This window comes from Candidatus Roizmanbacteria bacterium (genome assembly GCA_016700135.1).
GTDB lineage: Bacteria > Patescibacteriota > Microgenomatia > UBA1406 > GWC2-37-13 > UBA1450.
The window spans coordinates 927363-943442 of the sequence record CP065004.1 but is presented as its reverse complement, the minus strand read 5'-3'; the positions used below and the strand labels follow the sequence as shown (position 1 = coordinate 943442).

The window sequence follows — 16080 nt, the reverse complement described above, 5'->3', positions numbered from 1 at the left end:
CCTATTTTACACTAAATCCACCGTCAATGACTACTTCAGCTCCCGTCATATAGGTGTTTTGTTCAGATATTAAAAACTCGACGAGATGAGCGATTTCTTCAGGTTTAACCAGACGCCCGAGAGGAATATCTGCTTCAATCGATGCGATTTTTTCTTTAGGATTTCTAAGTACCATCTCTGTTTCGGCAAATCCGGGACAAACTGAGTTAACTAAAATATTATAGGGAGCAAGTTCTAAGGCCAAAGCTTTAGTCATACCGTTTATCCCGTGTTTTGTCGAACAATACAAAACCTGTTTCCCGCGGGCTACAATTCCAAAAGCCGAACTGATATTGACGATCCGTCCCCATTTTTTTTCTTTCATATGACCGATCAGTCCCCGAAGTAATCGAATAGGGGATTCCAGATTGATACGGATCGTGTCCTCAATATTTTTATCGGTCATTTCCTCAATCCATTCAGGTTTATTAATGCCGGCATTATTTATAAGGATATCCACTTTCAAATCAGAGTGATTCTGCAAATAATTTGCAATTGATTCAGAGTCAGATAGGTCCATCTCTTCTCTTGACGGAGCGACAACTTCATATCCAAGCGAAGAAAGGTGGTCAACTAACGTTTTACCAATCCCCCGTGCACCCCCCGTAATAAATACCGTCCTATTCATAAGATTTCCTTTGTAATTGTTAACTCATTCATATGCTCTCTGTACCAGATATATAATTCAGAAACAGATTTCTTGAAAGGAGTGAACGAGAAATTTCCCAACTCCTTCTTTAGTTTATCTGCATTTGCCGTATATTCATTGTTCATCCCGGGATTTTTAATGATTATCTCAGATGGTTTACCTGAGATCTCGTTTATGATCCCAGCAATGGTTGCCAAGTCAATTTTTTTTCCTGTAGCAATATTATATTGTTTTTCCTTTGTGTCATTCTGAATAAAATAATCAATTATCTTTACAAAATCATTGACATATACATAATCAAATACTACGTTTTGGTTTATTGTAATAGGCAAGCCAAGAATATTACGACATATTGCATTCGAAATAAATCTCAGTCTATAATCCTCATATTTACCGAATATTCCGAAGATTCGCAAATTTACACTATTTGGAGTATTTGTAACATATTTTGAACATAAGTATTTATAAAAGCCATAATCGTCATTCGGGATGCTCCGATCAAATTCATCTTCGGAAATGTCTACCATAGGCAATCTCTTGTCATATTCTGCTCCTGATCCCAGATGTACTAGTTTTGAGTACCTGCCAGCGTTACGCATGATGTTCATAAATATTCGAAGATTTGTTTTCAGGGCATCTTTCTGCGCTTCTTCCTTCCTGCTTCCTCCTACGACTGCCCCATGTATAACCACATCAATTGAATGTTCTTGAAAAAACTTTGATACGGCTGTATCTTCCGTCAGATCAAGTTCTTTACTTCTGGGTGCTAGAAAGTTATAGGAGTCAGACAGTTGTGTAAGGACATTCTTCCCGATATATCCGCCGGATCCGGTTAGCAATACCGTCAGTTTTTTTCTTCCCATAATGGTATCAGCATATTTGCTCGTAATTCTTCATCACTCAAAAAAGGTGCCATGTCTTCAAGGGTCGGAGAGATGAATTTCCCGTCCGGAGTTTGCTTCGTTTGTAATTTCGGAGTAAGGGTAAGATCACGAACTGCATTCAGGTCACAAAGGATCGGTCCTTCCGAATTAAGCACTTCTTTGATCTTTCGATCCATGTCAGAGTGGTTGTGAATTCTTATTGATGGTATGCCATATGCTTTTCCTACTTTTACGAAATCGGGACAACTGACTCCACTGCCAGAGTCTGTAGCAGTATAGTTACCCTTAAATAATCCTTTCTGTGTATTACGAATGGAAAGATATCCGTCGTTACTGTAAACAAATAGCTTGATCGGTAGGTTGTGATGTTTCATGACTTCAAGCTCATGAATATTCAGCTGAAGACTACCGTCGCCTTCAAAACAAATAATACGTTTCTTTTTATCATATGCAAAAGCAGCCCCTATTGCGGCCGGTAACCCATATCCCATTTGTGCACAACCTAGGTTAAGGATGACCCGTTGTGTGCCTTTAATAGGAAGCGCCTGATAAGAACAGTTTAGGGGACCAACGCCGTTGGAAACAACAATAGTTTCATCTTTATTGAAATATTTTGCAATAGTTTCAATAAAGCAGTATGGATTGACGTAATTTTTTTCCTTCCAGAATTTCTGCTGAATATTCGGATATTTTTGATTGAGATTCCGACCGTAATCCAGCCAGTTCTGGATATCAAGTCTGAGAGGTTTCGCTTTTATCTGACGAATCATTTCTTCAATAAATTCCTTTGCATCATACTGAATCGGCATATCAATTGAAAGTGACGGTTTATTGATCTCATTCTTATCAACATCAACCATGATTTTATATGCCTCTCGGGCATATGCCTGATAAGTGAAACCTGTGGTCAGAATATCCATTCTTGCACCGACTGAGAGCAATACATCACAGTTTTGGACAATAAAGTTGGCAGCACGCTGACCGAGCGCATGAGCTCTCCCGAAGTAATAAGGATGATCTGTAGGCAGAAGGTCGTATCCGACATAGCTCATGAGAACAGGAATTTTCAGAAGATTGACTAGCTCCCGAAACTGCTCGGCTGCACCGGCAAGTCGTATCCCGTTTCCCGCGTAAAAAACCGGGCGATTTGCACTTCTCAGCTTATCAAGGGTTTCTGACACCAGTTTTTTAAGTTTTGCTTTATCCGTCTGATACGGTTTCTTTACTTCTGAAGTATTAAAAGTCTTTAAACTTGAAGTGTCGATTTGGGCACCCTGTATATCAAGTGGGATGTCAAGCCAAACAGGTCCTTGCCTGCCATCTTTAGCTAAATATATAGCTTTATCAAGATGATACTTAATGTCATTCGGATCCATCACCGTCACCGCATATTTTGTAACCGGTTTGACCATATCAATAATGTTTATTTCCTGGGGACCGTACTGACGGAGTCCAAGCTCAGTACCGGCACCGATTAGCTCCCGCTTCACCTGCCCTGAGATGACAAGCATCGGGATTGAATCAAGCCATGACCCGAGAGCACCGGTGATAGCGTTTGTTCCGCCGGGACCGGTTGTCACAAGACATACACCGATATCACCTTTAGCCCTGGCATATCCTTCTGCGGATGTGGCACTTGCCTGTTCATGATGATTGCAGACATATTTGATTTTACTTTTACCAACAGAGTCTATCAGGTGGATATTACCTCCTCCTGACAGGAGGAAAATATGAGTAACACCACGTTTGTATAATTCATCAAACAGATAATCGCTCAATTTCACTGTTTTCTTGGGTGGTTTTGTCATATTATGCAAATCGAATAGGTTGATTTTTAACGGAATCTGAAGCCGCCTTTATTGTATCAAAGTCGTGCCGGCAGTACCTGGCAATTATAAAGAGTCCTACCAATGTTTCCTCTTCATACTGAGCCATTTGGAGAGGTTTTTGGAATGTTTTCCTGATGCAATCCTGAAGCTCTTTAATTTGACGTATAACTCCACCAGAGCAAATTATCTGATCAATGGTTTCATGTCCCGGTAGTCTCTGAAATGCCTGGTAGTAATTGTGAGACATACTTGTTATTGCTGCATAGAAAATGTTTTCAACGGTAAAATTATGCTCAGTGATCGAAGAAAAAGCTCCAGTTTGCATGCTTGTTGCATTATTCTTAAAAAAGGAAATATTTGCTTTCAGTCCTTCACTATTCTTCTTTTTATGCAATGACGAAAGTAAATTCCCCCAAATTTCAGTATCATTTATATTTTTCTTCAGAACAGACTTACTAAAGTTTTTAATTAGTGCAATAATTACATTCAGTGCACGTCCTGCTGGCAGATGGGTTACCGTATACAGATATGAGTTATCAAAAAATGAACGGATATCATAATTTCCGGATTGAAATCTGTCATGAATAATCGAAATCTGTGAACCTGTCCCGATATTGATTGATAATTCAGTTTTTGGTTTAACTAAGCTGCCTAAAACCGCTGCTTGTAAATCACCGACTGAAACATATACAGGAATCTGTTTCCCGTTTAGATTAAGAGCTCCAATCGACGTTCCCGTCGGTACAACATCGGGAAGCACTGAAAGAGGGATGTGGAGTGCCCGACATATTATTTTATCCCAACTTCCTTTTTTAGTATTAAATAATCCTGAGCCACAGGCATTCGTTACGTCTACGCATGCTTTCCCTGATGTCAGTGAAACTGCTACAAAATCTGCAAGGAAAAGTGCTTTGCTTGTTGGAATAAGTTTATTATTCTGCTGCAACCAGAAAAGAGTACTCCCCATCAGCCCTGACCGTAACGTTATTCCAGTTTGCAAAGTATCAATGTCTATCAGTCGATTATGGACTTCATCCATCCATGTTACCCCGGTTTTCAGATTTGTTTCAAGCAGCCGTTCATCCTGCCAACCGATAAAAGGGGAAAGCGGAGTATTCTCAGAATCAACAAGAATCATTCCATGCATTTGAGTTGAAAAAACAATTCCTTCGATATTGTCATGTCTGGAAAGGAATGTATCTATTATTTTTTTCGCAAGAGCTACATACTCTTTGCCGTCGATTTCAAAGCGTAATGGTGCACTGCCGGAATGAGTGAGATTATTCTCAGGAGAAGGATACTTAACAATACTGTGAATTGATCCTGTCTGTAGATCAAAAACTGCCCCTTTCACGAAGCTTGCTCCAATATCTATACCTACAAACTGTGACATAATAGTTATCTTTTGAAAGACTGACAATATTCCGTAATCTGATCTCCAAGCTCCTTATCGATTTTGATAGGCGTGATTTTAATTGTTCCTATGCCTTCACACAGAATAGCATAGAGTTTATCTCCAATGATTTTCTTATCACGGGAAAGAAACTTTAGGTACAGGTCGATATCATCAATCTGAATTTGATCGTAGGGAATATACGTTCTTAGGACACGGCTTATTTCATCAAACTGCTCTTGAGTTATCAGCTTTCTTTTCATAGATACAAAATTTGCAATATCCATACCAATACTCACCCCGATCCCATGCGGTATTTTATTTTTTGTATAACCTTCCAATGCGTGTCCGAATGAATGTCCGTAATTCAGCAAACGACGAATATCCTTTTCAAACTCATCTTCTTCAACAATTTCTTTTTTTATCAAAAGACTTTCATAGATGACCTGCTCACCTTTCACTTTGTCCTGCTGAATATGAGATAAGTTCTCGGTAATGCTTTGATAGGAACTACCGCCTTTGATTAGAGCATGTTTTAATATCTCCCCAATACCGTTTTGTATTTCCTGCGCCGGAAGCGTTTTAAGAAAACCATGATAAATATAAATCTCTTTTGGTGGGTGAAATGCACCTACTTGATTTTTATATGCTCCGACATTTATGCCGGATTTTGAACCGATGCAGCTGTCTGCAACGCTCAAAAGTGTGGTTGGTATAAAAACCCAGTTTATACCCCGAAGCAGAATATGCGCAGTAAACGAACCGATATCCTGGATAAGACCACCGCCAATCACTACAACCTGATGGCTCTTTTTAATACCGTTTTTTATTAGAAACTGTGCATAGTTTTGAACTTCAGTGAGATTTTTGTTTGATTCCCTCGCGTCAAATTCATAAACTGAAAGGAATGCAGTGCTATCAATCTTCTTATACATTTTGCCTATGTGACTATCGAGCAGTAAATGTGCGTTCTTCTGCCCGGTTTTCTTAAGTCCGTCTCTCAAGTCATCAACAAAAGTGACGGGATAGCTACCTGAAGTCGATGAAACTGTGAGTGTTCTATTCATTCTAAAACGTTATAACTTTATTTTTTAGTTTGAGATCTTTAATTTCTTTTTGAATCTCATCTCGAAATCTGAAAGAGGATATGAGGATCGGATAATCATACTTATGAATATCGGAAGGTGCAATAATATCTACATTATTCAGTTTTGAGCCGATAAGATGTTTGTTTCTGTCAATAAACTTATACACCTTCTTACCTAGATTGGTAGAATTTAATAGTTTCTGTGTCAAGGCTCCTGATCCCCAAACTAGAATCTCAGGTGGAAGACTATCAATTGTTTTTTTAACATCCTGAAACCGTTTTTTTGACAAGGAGATATATGAACTCATTGTTTTTTTCAGATTGTTTCCTTTCTGCCAGACTGAATATATTACCCGCTCATCTGTTTCCAAATGAACACAAGTAAAGTTCTTCATTAGTAAAAACAGGTGTGTTGGAGAGAAAAAGTTGATATGTTCAGTAGAAAACTCATAGTAAGGTTCTTCTACCGCTTCATGAAACCTTGCAGCATTCGGTACACTAATAAACAAATAGCCGTTTTCGTCTACAAGTTTTTCGAGTTTTGCGACGTTTGCACGTACATCCTTCAAATGCTCCAAAACCATTGCAAGTATCACATACTGGAACTTTTTTCCTGGTTTGAATGACGAGATTGTGGCAGTTTCCACCGGAATGTTGAACTCCTTTTTTGCGACAGATTTGCATCGAGGTGAAGGATCGACTCCCAACAAACTTCTGTATCCTTCTTGCTTGTAAATATGAAGTAAATTGCCGGTCGAACAGCCTATATCAAGAATTGATGAGTCTTTATGTGTAAATTTTTTGGCTATTGAGAAGTATTTGTTATGAAGGTCTTCATCCCTCCCGTGCTCATACTTTGACATGACCTTATAATACTTGTCATAGTATTTTTGGCTTGGAGCATTACTGACAAAGATAAAATGACAATTATTACAGGCAGTGATATCATGCTTAAAATGTTCTGCAAATTTTTGTGTATAAAGTAGGGAAGTATCCGGACTTTCACACACCGGACATTTCTGTATTACCGCCATATAATGAAGCTGGAACTCATAACGTGTAACAATTATACACCAGATACTGTTTCCTATCTGTCGTATTGACTTCATCTTGTTTTAGGTGTACTATAAGCACGATTTAAAATCTAAACTCTTTATGATAAATAACCAAATTTTTGAAGACCTTTTTGTCCTAGAATTAGCAAACAATCACTGGGGCGATGTAAACCGTGGACTAAAAATCATCAGCGATTTTGCAAAAATTGTCCGATTTAATAATGTTCGTGCTGCAATCAAGTTGCAGTTCAGGGATGTTGAGACTTTTATTCATAAAGATTACCGTAACCGTACGGATGTACGGTACATAAAAAAGACCTTAGCAACAGTCCTTAAAGACGAAGAGTATGCAGTGCTCGTCAATGCAATACGAAAAAATGGTTGTATCCCAACTGCTACACCTTTCGATGAGAAATCAGTAGACCTTTGTGTCAAACTTGATCTGCCGATTATCAAAATTGCAAGTTCTGATATCAACGATTGGGTGTTGATTGAGAAAATTGCTGCAACAAAGAAACCTGTTATTGTTTCAACCGGAGGATCATCATTGAAAGATATGGACGATCTGGTCACGTTTTTTGAAAATAGAAATATTCCTCTTGCTATAAATCACTGTGTTTCAATTTATCCATCGGAAAATAATGAATTAGAACTGAACCAAGTTGATTTTTTGAAAAAAAGATATCCAGAGCATGTGATAGGATTTTCAACACACGAATACACGGACTGGTATTCATCCATGCTTCTTTCATACGCGAAAGGTGCCCGTACCTGGGAACGTCATATTGATATTGAGAAAGACGGTATCCCTGTCTCGCCTTACTGCTCATTACCTCATCAGATTGATACTTGGTTTAAATCATTTCATCAGGCTCGTGCAATGTGTGGAGGATCAGCAGATATAAAAAGAACCCCTCCAGATAAAGAAACAACGTATCTTGACCAGCTGGTTCGAGGTGTTTATGCAAAGAAAAACCTGCCGGAAGGACATGTCCTGACAGATAAAGATGTATATATGGCAATACCGCTTTTGAAGGGTCAGATTTCCTGTCGGGAACTCATGGACGGAGAAGTGCTAAGAAATCCAATAAAAAAGAACCAGCCCATATTTATTGATGATATTGATAGTCCATATGCCTATAATGAAGATCTTAAGCAGAGCATTTATGAACGGGGAATTGAACTGTCCGCACCGGAAGAAGAAAAGCAGAAATCGAAAAAATCATCCAAGAAAAGCAGAGAGCCATCAGTAAAACACGCTTAACCGAATACCCCGACATACCACTTCTTGATAGATTGTGCGGTATTCTTTACGCTATATTCTGGTTTCCAGTTGAATTCCTTTCTTATCTTTGAATAATCAAGAGATTGATAGGGGATCTCATTCTTGGCAGTATTCAGAATATCATAAGAAATTTTCGTTTTTAGGCTCTTTTCTATCGTATCTATCAATTCCAATACTGAAAGAGTATCATCCGAACCGAAATTATAGGCTTTTCCTTTTGCGTTTTCTATATTCTCAGCAAGACGGATATAGCCATCCACGACATCTTTGACATACAGGTAATCTCGGACAAACGTACCGTCACTTCGAAGCTCAAGTGTTTCTTTTGTGATAAGTGAACGCATAATCCCGGGGATAATTCGTGAAAAATTCAAATCGCCCTCACCGTAAATATTTCCGAAACGTGTTATGACAACCGGAAGATCATATGTCTTTGCATATGATGTGCAGATGAGATCTGCAGCGGACTTTGACACCTCATACGGATGATCACCTTTGAGAGCATCAGTTTCTTTGTATTTGATCTCTCCGTGTTTACCGTATGCCTTATCAGATGAAGCAACAAGAATTCCTTTTACTTTCGGATAAAGCCTGGCACTTTCCAGAATATTTATAGTTCCGTTGATATTGGACTCAAGAGTGCGGCGGGGATTGTAATATGCGACATCAACCAAGGGCTGCGCTGCAAGATGAAAAATATATTCAACTTCATGCTTCGTGACAAGATCAAATACACGATCAAAATCCACAAGATCAATGCGCTCCATCACTGTTTTTTTATCAAGTTCTTCCGTCATGAAATAGGAGAGCGGATCAAGTTGAAGAAAAGTGGTCACAACATGGGCTCCCTGTTCGATAAGAGCTTTCACCAGATGTGATCCGACAAAACCCGTGCCGCCTGTGACCAGTATTTTTTTACCTTTTAGTGTGTTCATAGTTTTACCAGATTTTCCACGGGGGAGAATCACTTTCCCACATTTCGTTTAACTCTTCAACTTCCTTATAGGTATCCATACAGTACCAAAATCCCTCATGAGGATACAGCGATAACTTCTTTTCTCGTGCAAGTCTTCGAAGTGCTGGGTGTTCAAGCTCTCCTGGTCGGAAATACTTCAGAGCTTCACGGTTGAAAACCATAAACCCCGCATTTATCCATTCTGAAGTAATTGGTTTTTCATCAAATTTCTGTACAATCCCGTTATTATTTACCTTGACAACACCGAACTTTGATCTGGGATGGACACCTGTTATCGTCCCTAGAGTTTTTTGTTTTTTATGAAAATCAACAATCTTTTTTACATCTACATCTGACACTCCATCTCCGTAATTCAACATAAAATATTTATCTTCTTTCGGAATATAATCCTGGCATCGAAGGACACGCTCTCCCGGCTGAGTGTCGATTCCTGTATCAACAAACGTAATAGTAAAATTGTCAATTTCCTTTCGATTTTCCAGGTAGTACGTAGTTTGATGATCTTTCGTATGAAGAGTAAAGTCAGCAGTAAATGCCTTCTGATTGAGAAAAAAATCCTTGATGTAGTCAGCTTTGTATCCGAGCGCAAGAATAAACTCATTGAATCCTGCTGCTGCATATATTTTCATAATATGCCAGAGGATCGGTTTGTTCCCAATGAAAACCATCGGTTTCGGTTTAAACTCAGTTTCTTCTTTCAGTCGAGTTCCCGTTCCGCCGCAGAGTATAATAGTTTTCATATAGGTATTATATAATGAAAAACCCTCATTACTAAACAACTGTTATTCAATGAAGTATCGAAAAAACATCATACGATTATTCTTTATCCCTCTCGGGATTTTTGTATTAAGTTTTTGTCTATATGCGATATCAATCTACCTACATGACGGAAGATTCTTTTCGATTGTACGGAAGATTGATGAAACAGGACTTGTTACGAACAATAGCGAAAGGATATCGGGACGGATACCACCCGATATTGGTAAAATCGGAACAGTAATTTTTCATTTTCAACAACCAGAATCCGCAAAAGGATCAATTACTTTCACGCTGACTGAGGAAACCTCTCACAAAATACTGTATCAGAACAACTACTCGATACATGATATATATTATAAAAATGATTTTCCGTTTGGTTTCCCTCCTATTGAACAGAAGATGAGAGAAAAATATGTATTTACAATTACTCCAGAAGAAAACACTAACAACTTTGTTTTATTGAAGAATGAAACTTATCCCTATGAAGTACTGTACCAATTTGATCGGACAACTGTTCTGAAAAAACCAGAACAAATCCAAAGTTTTCTGAAAGAAAAAATATCTCAATATAGCTTTACCATGTTCCATTCGAGAAACAGTATATTTTATATTTCTTCTGTTTTTTTCTATTATTTAGGGATCTTCCTGTATAAACGATACCGTGACTTTATTTCAAATTTGACCTCAGAAAGAATTGTAAAAGTATTGCTGCAACCTACAGTGGTAATTCTATCTATTCTCTTATTCACTTCCTCAATACTTTTTCCATCAATTCACTCCGTTGGATTCTTTTTTGGAGCTTTAGCATGGATATTATTGTCTCTCCATCACCGGATGCTAACTGAGTCCACATTCATGCTTGCGTTAGTATTTCTTTTAGTCTGCCCACTATTACTTGTATCTATGATGGATCAGGCTGCAATAAACCTTGCATCTTGGTCATTCGTATTTATATTGATCGGAAGTTTGCAAGGGATCGGCAATCTTAAATCGAAAAAAAACCATATTCCGCTTATCTCAACTGTTGATCATATATTGAAACGGAATTATAAACATTTTATGCGTTGGGTTACCTAAATAGGGCCAATTTCTGCTATAAATAAAGTAATACCATATGAAATCAAAATATCTTCCTTATCTCATGCTTACAGGAATCATCGTTCTCGGTTTTTTATTCAGACTTCGTGGGATCTCAGCAGATCATTCCTTTTGGGCTGATGAATCATATATCGCAAGTATTTCCCGCGATATTGCTCAAGGTAAAACAGCAATTACTGATCTGTTTTCTATAGTAGGAGCATCATATCAACCACTTCAAGTGATCGTGATGTCAGTATCATTTTTCATATTTGGAGTTTCTGAATGGGCAGCCCGAATTCCTTCGGTCATCTTCGGAACCGTCGGCATATTTTTGGCATATCTTGTCGGAAAGAACTTTTCAAACAAAGCAGGCGGTCTTCTTTCCGCATTCTTGTACTCGTTTGCAGAACTCAATCTGGCATATGCTACACAGGCACGTTCATATGCAGCGCTGACTGCCATCATCCTTGCAATCGTATACTGTCTTCAGCTATTATCCCAAAAGAATCTTCAGAGAAAAAAGCAAATATTACTACACGTCGGAGTAGTAGTTTTGTCATTTGTCGCCTGGCTTTTTCATATCGTTGCATCTTTGTTTTTTGTAATTTACGGCGGATTTATCATCATTCATTACCGAAAATCCCTGTTTTCGTTTGCAAAGAAGCATCTTATATGGACTGCTCTGGGGATACTGGGAATTCTTCTTTTTGTTTATGTCTCTCAAGCCTATCAGCATCTACTTAATCTCAACTCTTCAAAAGTCAACAATGTCACATACTTACGGGAGCTTTTTGCCAGACAGTATCTGTTTCTTGTCCTACCGGCTTTGTTTGGGTTACTCCTCTCATATAAAAAATACATTGGAGCAGTATTCGGAATTGGGTTGTGGGGGATGGCTCTATTATTTTTATGGACTTTTTTTAAACCCTCTCACAACATACGATATATTCTTCCGCTTTTCCCGGTACTCTATGTGTTTTTCGGAGTATTTTGGGCAAGAGCCGGGGAAAAGATGTTTAATAAACAAAGCGGTCTCATCTGCGGAATTATCGCTCTCATACTTCTCACTGGCGGATACAAAATCTCCAGGAAACCTGCTGTCTACTACAGTCCGAATGCGGACCTCTACGCCGATGTCCAAAATGCCAACTACAAAGACGCTTTTGCATTCATCGAAAAAAAATATCCGAATTATCAGGACATGATAATTTTCAATGATATCATCGACGCACAGAGATGGTACCTGACTGAAAAACCGAATGCCGATGCTTACTTTGCCAAACACGCAAATCCGCCGCGTCCTCACGTTGTGAATAACGTCATGGAGTACGGAACTCTCAAAGACTTTCTCAAGGAACAATCAAAACATGAAAAAGGACTTCTCATCGTCGAGGACTGGGAGAGTATCCTGCCCGAAGACATCAAGCAATACGCCAAGAAAAATATGAAACTTGAGTATCGGGTCGAAAGTCTTGAGGTTTCTCCGACTGACAAATGGCCGATTGAGATTTACAGTTGGGGGATGGAGGAGTAATATGCTGAAAAAAAGCTTTGTTGTCACACTGATTTTCGTCATTTCACTGTTCATTCAGCTGGTGAGTCAGATCGTCATCACAAGGATTTTCGGAGCTTCTCAGGAAGTTGATATTTTTCTTGCCGCAGTCGCAATTCCCTCGATTATTGTGACTGTTATTTACGGATCTCTGAACAACGTGCTTCTTCCGCTTCTGGGTGAGAAGAAAAACCAAAAATCATATGAAAGATATGTATCGTCTCTGGTGCTGAGTCTCGGGATTTTCGCAGTTATAACAGCAGGAGTCATCACCTTGTTTTCCGGTCCGCTCAGCAAACTGCTGTATCCGGGAAGTACTGAGGAGTTTACTTCAAACGTCGCCGGACAGATGCGGGTTTTGTTCTGGAGTATCCCATTTGCATTTATCGCAACCACTTTCGGTGCGTATTATTACGTACAAAAACACTTTTTCCGTTTCCCGCTGGCACAGCTTGTCGGAAGCATCACCAACTTGCTTCTGATAGTCACCCTTTTCAATGTGGCAGGTATCTGGGCATTAGTAATGGGATTTGTGCTTAATATCGTCTTCCAGATCCTCTTTGTCGTACCGAAATTTAAAACTTTCCCGAAATTGGAGTTCCATAATATTACCCCGATCCTCATTTCTCTAGCTCCTCTTATAGTCGGTCAATTCATGATACGAAGCGATACAATCATTATCCGCTCCTATGCTTCATATCTGCCTGAAGGATACATGGTGTATCTGAATCTCGTTTCGAAAATCTTCTCGCTTGCAACCAGTGTCATGACCATCGGCATACAAGTGCTTCTACTGCCTCATCTTGTGGAATACCTGAATGAGAAAAAATATGAAAAAGCCATTCAGTCAGTAAACAGAGCAAAGCTTTTGAGTATCGGCCTGTCAGTGCTTGTCGTCGCTTCACTGATCATCCTCGGACCTTTGGCCGTCAAGATCCTTTTTGAAGGAGGAAAGTTCACGGAAGAAGATGTGAAAATCACTTCATCACTTCTTCCGCTCTTTATCATCCCGGGTATCGGTTGGGGGTTGAGCGGCGTATTTTTTCAGCCGCTTTTTGCGCTGAAAAAATATATGGAGGTAGGCATTATCAGTACGTTGGCTTTCATAGCGGCCATTACAACATCACAACTGTTATTCAAAACATCAGGTCCGGAATTTGCTATCATATCCGGATTGATCGTCCTTTTATTTATTGGCATAATAGGAAGTGAACTCATATGGCAGATGCAAAAACAACTCCTGACTTCGAAGAAAAAATAAGCGTTGTGATACCGACCTTTAACCGCCCGAACCTGGCACTTACTGCGGCTAAAACAATCAGGAAATTTCATCCTGATGCGGAAATCACAATCGTAGATCAGCAGGGTGGAGCAAACATCGATGAAGCTGAGGTACAAAAATTGCATATCAAACTCATCAATCTCCAGGTCGAAAATACGTCAGTTGCAAAAAACAGAGGAATAAAAGAGTCTTCGGGGGATGTCATTTTCTTTTTTGATGATGATATCGAGATCACCAAAGATACGATACCGGCACAGATGAAAGAATATAGTGATCTGAAGGTCGTGGGCACCTGTGGAAGAGTACTCAATGATCATGAGCAAATACCGGAAAATACCGATGTCAGGACCGGAACAACGAACTGGCTGGGAACCCGATTTGTACAGCAATTCTGGAGCACTACAAAGCAGGAAATCGATTTTCCGTACGGATGCAATATGTCGTTCCGCAGCGACATTCTGGAAAAAGTGAAAGGATTTGATGAACGCTTTCCGAAGATCTTTGAAGAAATAGATCTGGGAAAACGGGCCAAAAAATACGGGAAACTCTCTTTCGTACCTGAAGCTCTGGCTTATCACCACAAAGCAAAAAGCGGAGGAACACGAACTGACATGAAGAACAAAATGCGGATGATCTACAGAAATTACGGTTTATATATCGCCAAGCATGTCCTGTTTCCGGTCTCGCTTTTGACACTTGCTCTTCGGACCCGGACGGTACTTCATGAAGCGCCGTTTGCAGTCAAAGATCTTTATAAAGGATACATTTCATATTTCTTTTCGTAATATGATTGCAAAGATCCGCACATTCATTAGAACCCATAAAATATTTCTGATTTTATTTGTAGGAATTGCAATCTTACGATTATCTTTTGTTCCCGAACTCTTTTTTTTCGGGATCGATGAAGAGTATCAATCTTTTTTAGGTTGGTCTATCGTCAAAGATTTTCACCTGAAATGGATCGGACTTTCTGCTGCAGATACCGGATTTTATGTCGGTCCCGGTCTTGTGTATCTTCATGCATTACTCCTTTTTTTTTCGCACGGTGATCCGATCTCTCTGGCATATGCAGCCGCAATTATTGGGGTATTAACAACAGTTGCAATCTACTTTGTGACAAAAACTGTCTTCGGAGAGAAACCGGCTCTTATTGCTATAACACTGTATGGACTTTCATCTTTTATGAACATCTATGACCGGAAATTCTGGAATCCCACGTTTGCACCGCTTATATCGGTACTGATGTTTTACTCGCTTTTTAAAGCGTTTAAAAATGAACGATGGTGGATTGCTGTGGCATTTCTTCTTGGTGTCATTGTACATATTCACGCTTCGCTGTTTGTGTATTTTTTGATCGTCCCGGTCATGATACTCGCCTACAAAAAAAGTGCCAAGAGCAAACTCAAGCTCAGTACTCTGATTATCTCCGCCGTAACTTTCCTGACTATCTATTCACCGCTTATCGTCTATGATCTGAATAAGAATTTTGAAAATCTGAAAACACCGCTGAGACTTCTTGCCAGAGGAGGGAGCGGGGAAGGAGGACTACAATTTGACCTTCTCAGTAATACCCTCTCACAAGCGCTGACTACGCAAACAAATTTATTTTCTCTATTGATCCTTGTTTTTCTGTCAATTACAGCAATATTTGTTGTCTATCGACAACGGAACAAATATGAGTATGTGTTACTTTTTGTCCTAACAACAATATATTTGCTGCTGTTTTTGATATTCCCTGGCAAAATACTTGATTATTATTTACTCGGTGTCATCCCGTTTGTGATGATTTTCATAGCGATTGTTTTTGAACGATTGCGCTGGATTTTCCTTGTCCCGATAATGGTAATCTATGGTTATCTCAATGTATCTTCTTTTTACCAATACCCTCAAAGCTTCGGATTGAAAGCAAAAAAAGAATTTGTACAGAAAGTCTCCCCGTACCTGGAGGACAAATCATTCTACCTGGATACGAAAGGGGAGTATCTCTATCACGGCGGCTGGAGATACCTTTTCAAGATGTACGGAGAGACTCCTGCAGCAAGCCGGGCCGATGAGATGTTCGGGTGGATTTACCCTGATGAGTTATCTCAGAATAAAGCAGAGTATACAGTTGTACTATTCGAGCGATCGGAATACCCTGTCGGACCGAACGCATTACAAGTCATCCGCTCGGGAAATTATACGGCGTCAATCTATGTCAATGAATAAAA

At 39.3% G+C, this 16080-nt stretch carries 14 protein-coding genes; 6 read left to right on the top strand and 8 right to left on the bottom strand.

Features of this window, described 5'->3' with window-relative positions; genetic code table 11:
- Position 1: 1 nt before the first annotated feature.
- From IPM65_04965 to IPM65_04940, 6 genes are read right to left on the bottom strand one after another with little or no spacing between them, the layout of a single operon-like run.
- Positions 2-667 (bottom strand): SDR family oxidoreductase, encoded by a 666-nt coding sequence (locus IPM65_04965; protein QQS43475.1) that lies wholly within the window; start codon positions 665-667, stop codon positions 2-4.
- Complete coding sequence (locus tag IPM65_04960) at positions 664-1551, bottom strand: NAD(P)-dependent oxidoreductase (protein ID QQS43474.1); 888 nt, start codon at positions 1549-1551, stop codon at positions 664-666. The genes IPM65_04965 and IPM65_04960 overlap by 4 nt, the downstream gene beginning before the upstream one ends.
- Positions 1533-3380, bottom strand: coding sequence for a thiamine pyrophosphate-binding protein (locus IPM65_04955; protein QQS43473.1), 1848 nt, complete (start codon positions 3378-3380; stop codon positions 1533-1535). Before IPM65_04955 ends, IPM65_04960 begins: the two co-directional genes overlap by 19 nt.
- A 1-nt stretch (position 3381) precedes the next feature.
- Positions 3382-4794: a hypothetical protein gene (locus IPM65_04950; protein ID QQS43472.1), complete on the bottom strand. Its 1413-nt coding sequence runs from the start codon at positions 4792-4794 to the stop codon at positions 3382-3384.
- 5 nt (positions 4795-4799) lie between these two features.
- The gene (locus tag IPM65_04945) at positions 4800-5861 is read right to left on the bottom strand and encodes a 3-dehydroquinate synthase (GenBank protein QQS43471.1); all 1062 of its coding nucleotides are present in this window, start codon (positions 5859-5861) and stop codon (positions 4800-4802) included.
- Position 5862: 1 nt separating this feature from the next.
- Entirely contained in the window at positions 5863-6744 is an 882-nt protein-coding gene (locus tag IPM65_04940) for a class I SAM-dependent methyltransferase (GenBank protein QQS43470.1), read from the bottom strand.
- A 292-nt stretch (positions 6745-7036) separates the two neighbouring features.
- Here IPM65_04940 and IPM65_04935 point away from each other — a divergent pair, with 292 nt between their 5' ends.
- Positions 7037-8200 (top strand): N-acetylneuraminate synthase family protein, encoded by a 1164-nt coding sequence (locus IPM65_04935; GenBank protein ID QQS43469.1) that lies wholly within the window; start codon positions 7037-7039, stop codon positions 8198-8200.
- Here the strand turns inward: IPM65_04935 and IPM65_04930 are convergent.
- A complete protein-coding gene (locus IPM65_04930; GenBank protein QQS43468.1) occupies positions 8197-9156 on the bottom strand; it encodes a GDP-mannose 4,6-dehydratase in 960 nt (319 codons plus the stop codon). The genes IPM65_04935 and IPM65_04930 overlap by 4 nt on opposite strands.
- A gap of 4 nt (positions 9157-9160) precedes the next feature.
- A complete protein-coding gene (locus IPM65_04925) occupies positions 9161-9937 on the bottom strand; it encodes a glucose-1-phosphate cytidylyltransferase (GenBank protein ID QQS43467.1) in 777 nt (258 codons plus the stop codon).
- A gap of 49 nt (positions 9938-9986) precedes the next feature.
- Here IPM65_04925 and IPM65_04920 point away from each other — a divergent pair, with 49 nt between their 5' ends.
- From IPM65_04920 to IPM65_04900, 5 genes are read left to right on the top strand one after another with little or no spacing between them, the layout of a single operon-like run.
- The gene (locus IPM65_04920) at positions 9987-11033 is read left to right on the top strand and encodes a hypothetical protein (GenBank protein QQS43466.1); all 1047 of its coding nucleotides are present in this window, start codon (positions 9987-9989) and stop codon (positions 11031-11033) included.
- Positions 11034-11070: 37 nt separating this feature from the next.
- Positions 11071-12570 (top strand): glycosyltransferase family 39 protein, encoded by a 1500-nt coding sequence (locus tag IPM65_04915; protein ID QQS43465.1) that lies wholly within the window; start codon positions 11071-11073, stop codon positions 12568-12570.
- Position 12571: 1 nt separating this feature from the next.
- A complete protein-coding gene (locus tag IPM65_04910) occupies positions 12572-13849 on the top strand; it encodes a hypothetical protein (protein ID QQS43464.1) in 1278 nt (425 codons plus the stop codon).
- The gene (locus IPM65_04905) at positions 13807-14655 is read left to right on the top strand and encodes a glycosyltransferase family 2 protein (protein QQS43463.1); all 849 of its coding nucleotides are present in this window, start codon (positions 13807-13809) and stop codon (positions 14653-14655) included. The genes IPM65_04910 and IPM65_04905 overlap by 43 nt, the downstream gene beginning before the upstream one ends.
- Before the next feature lies 1 nt (position 14656).
- A complete protein-coding gene (locus tag IPM65_04900) occupies positions 14657-16078 on the top strand; it encodes a glycosyltransferase family 39 protein (protein ID QQS43462.1) in 1422 nt (473 codons plus the stop codon).
- Positions 16079-16080: the final 2 nt, after the last annotated feature.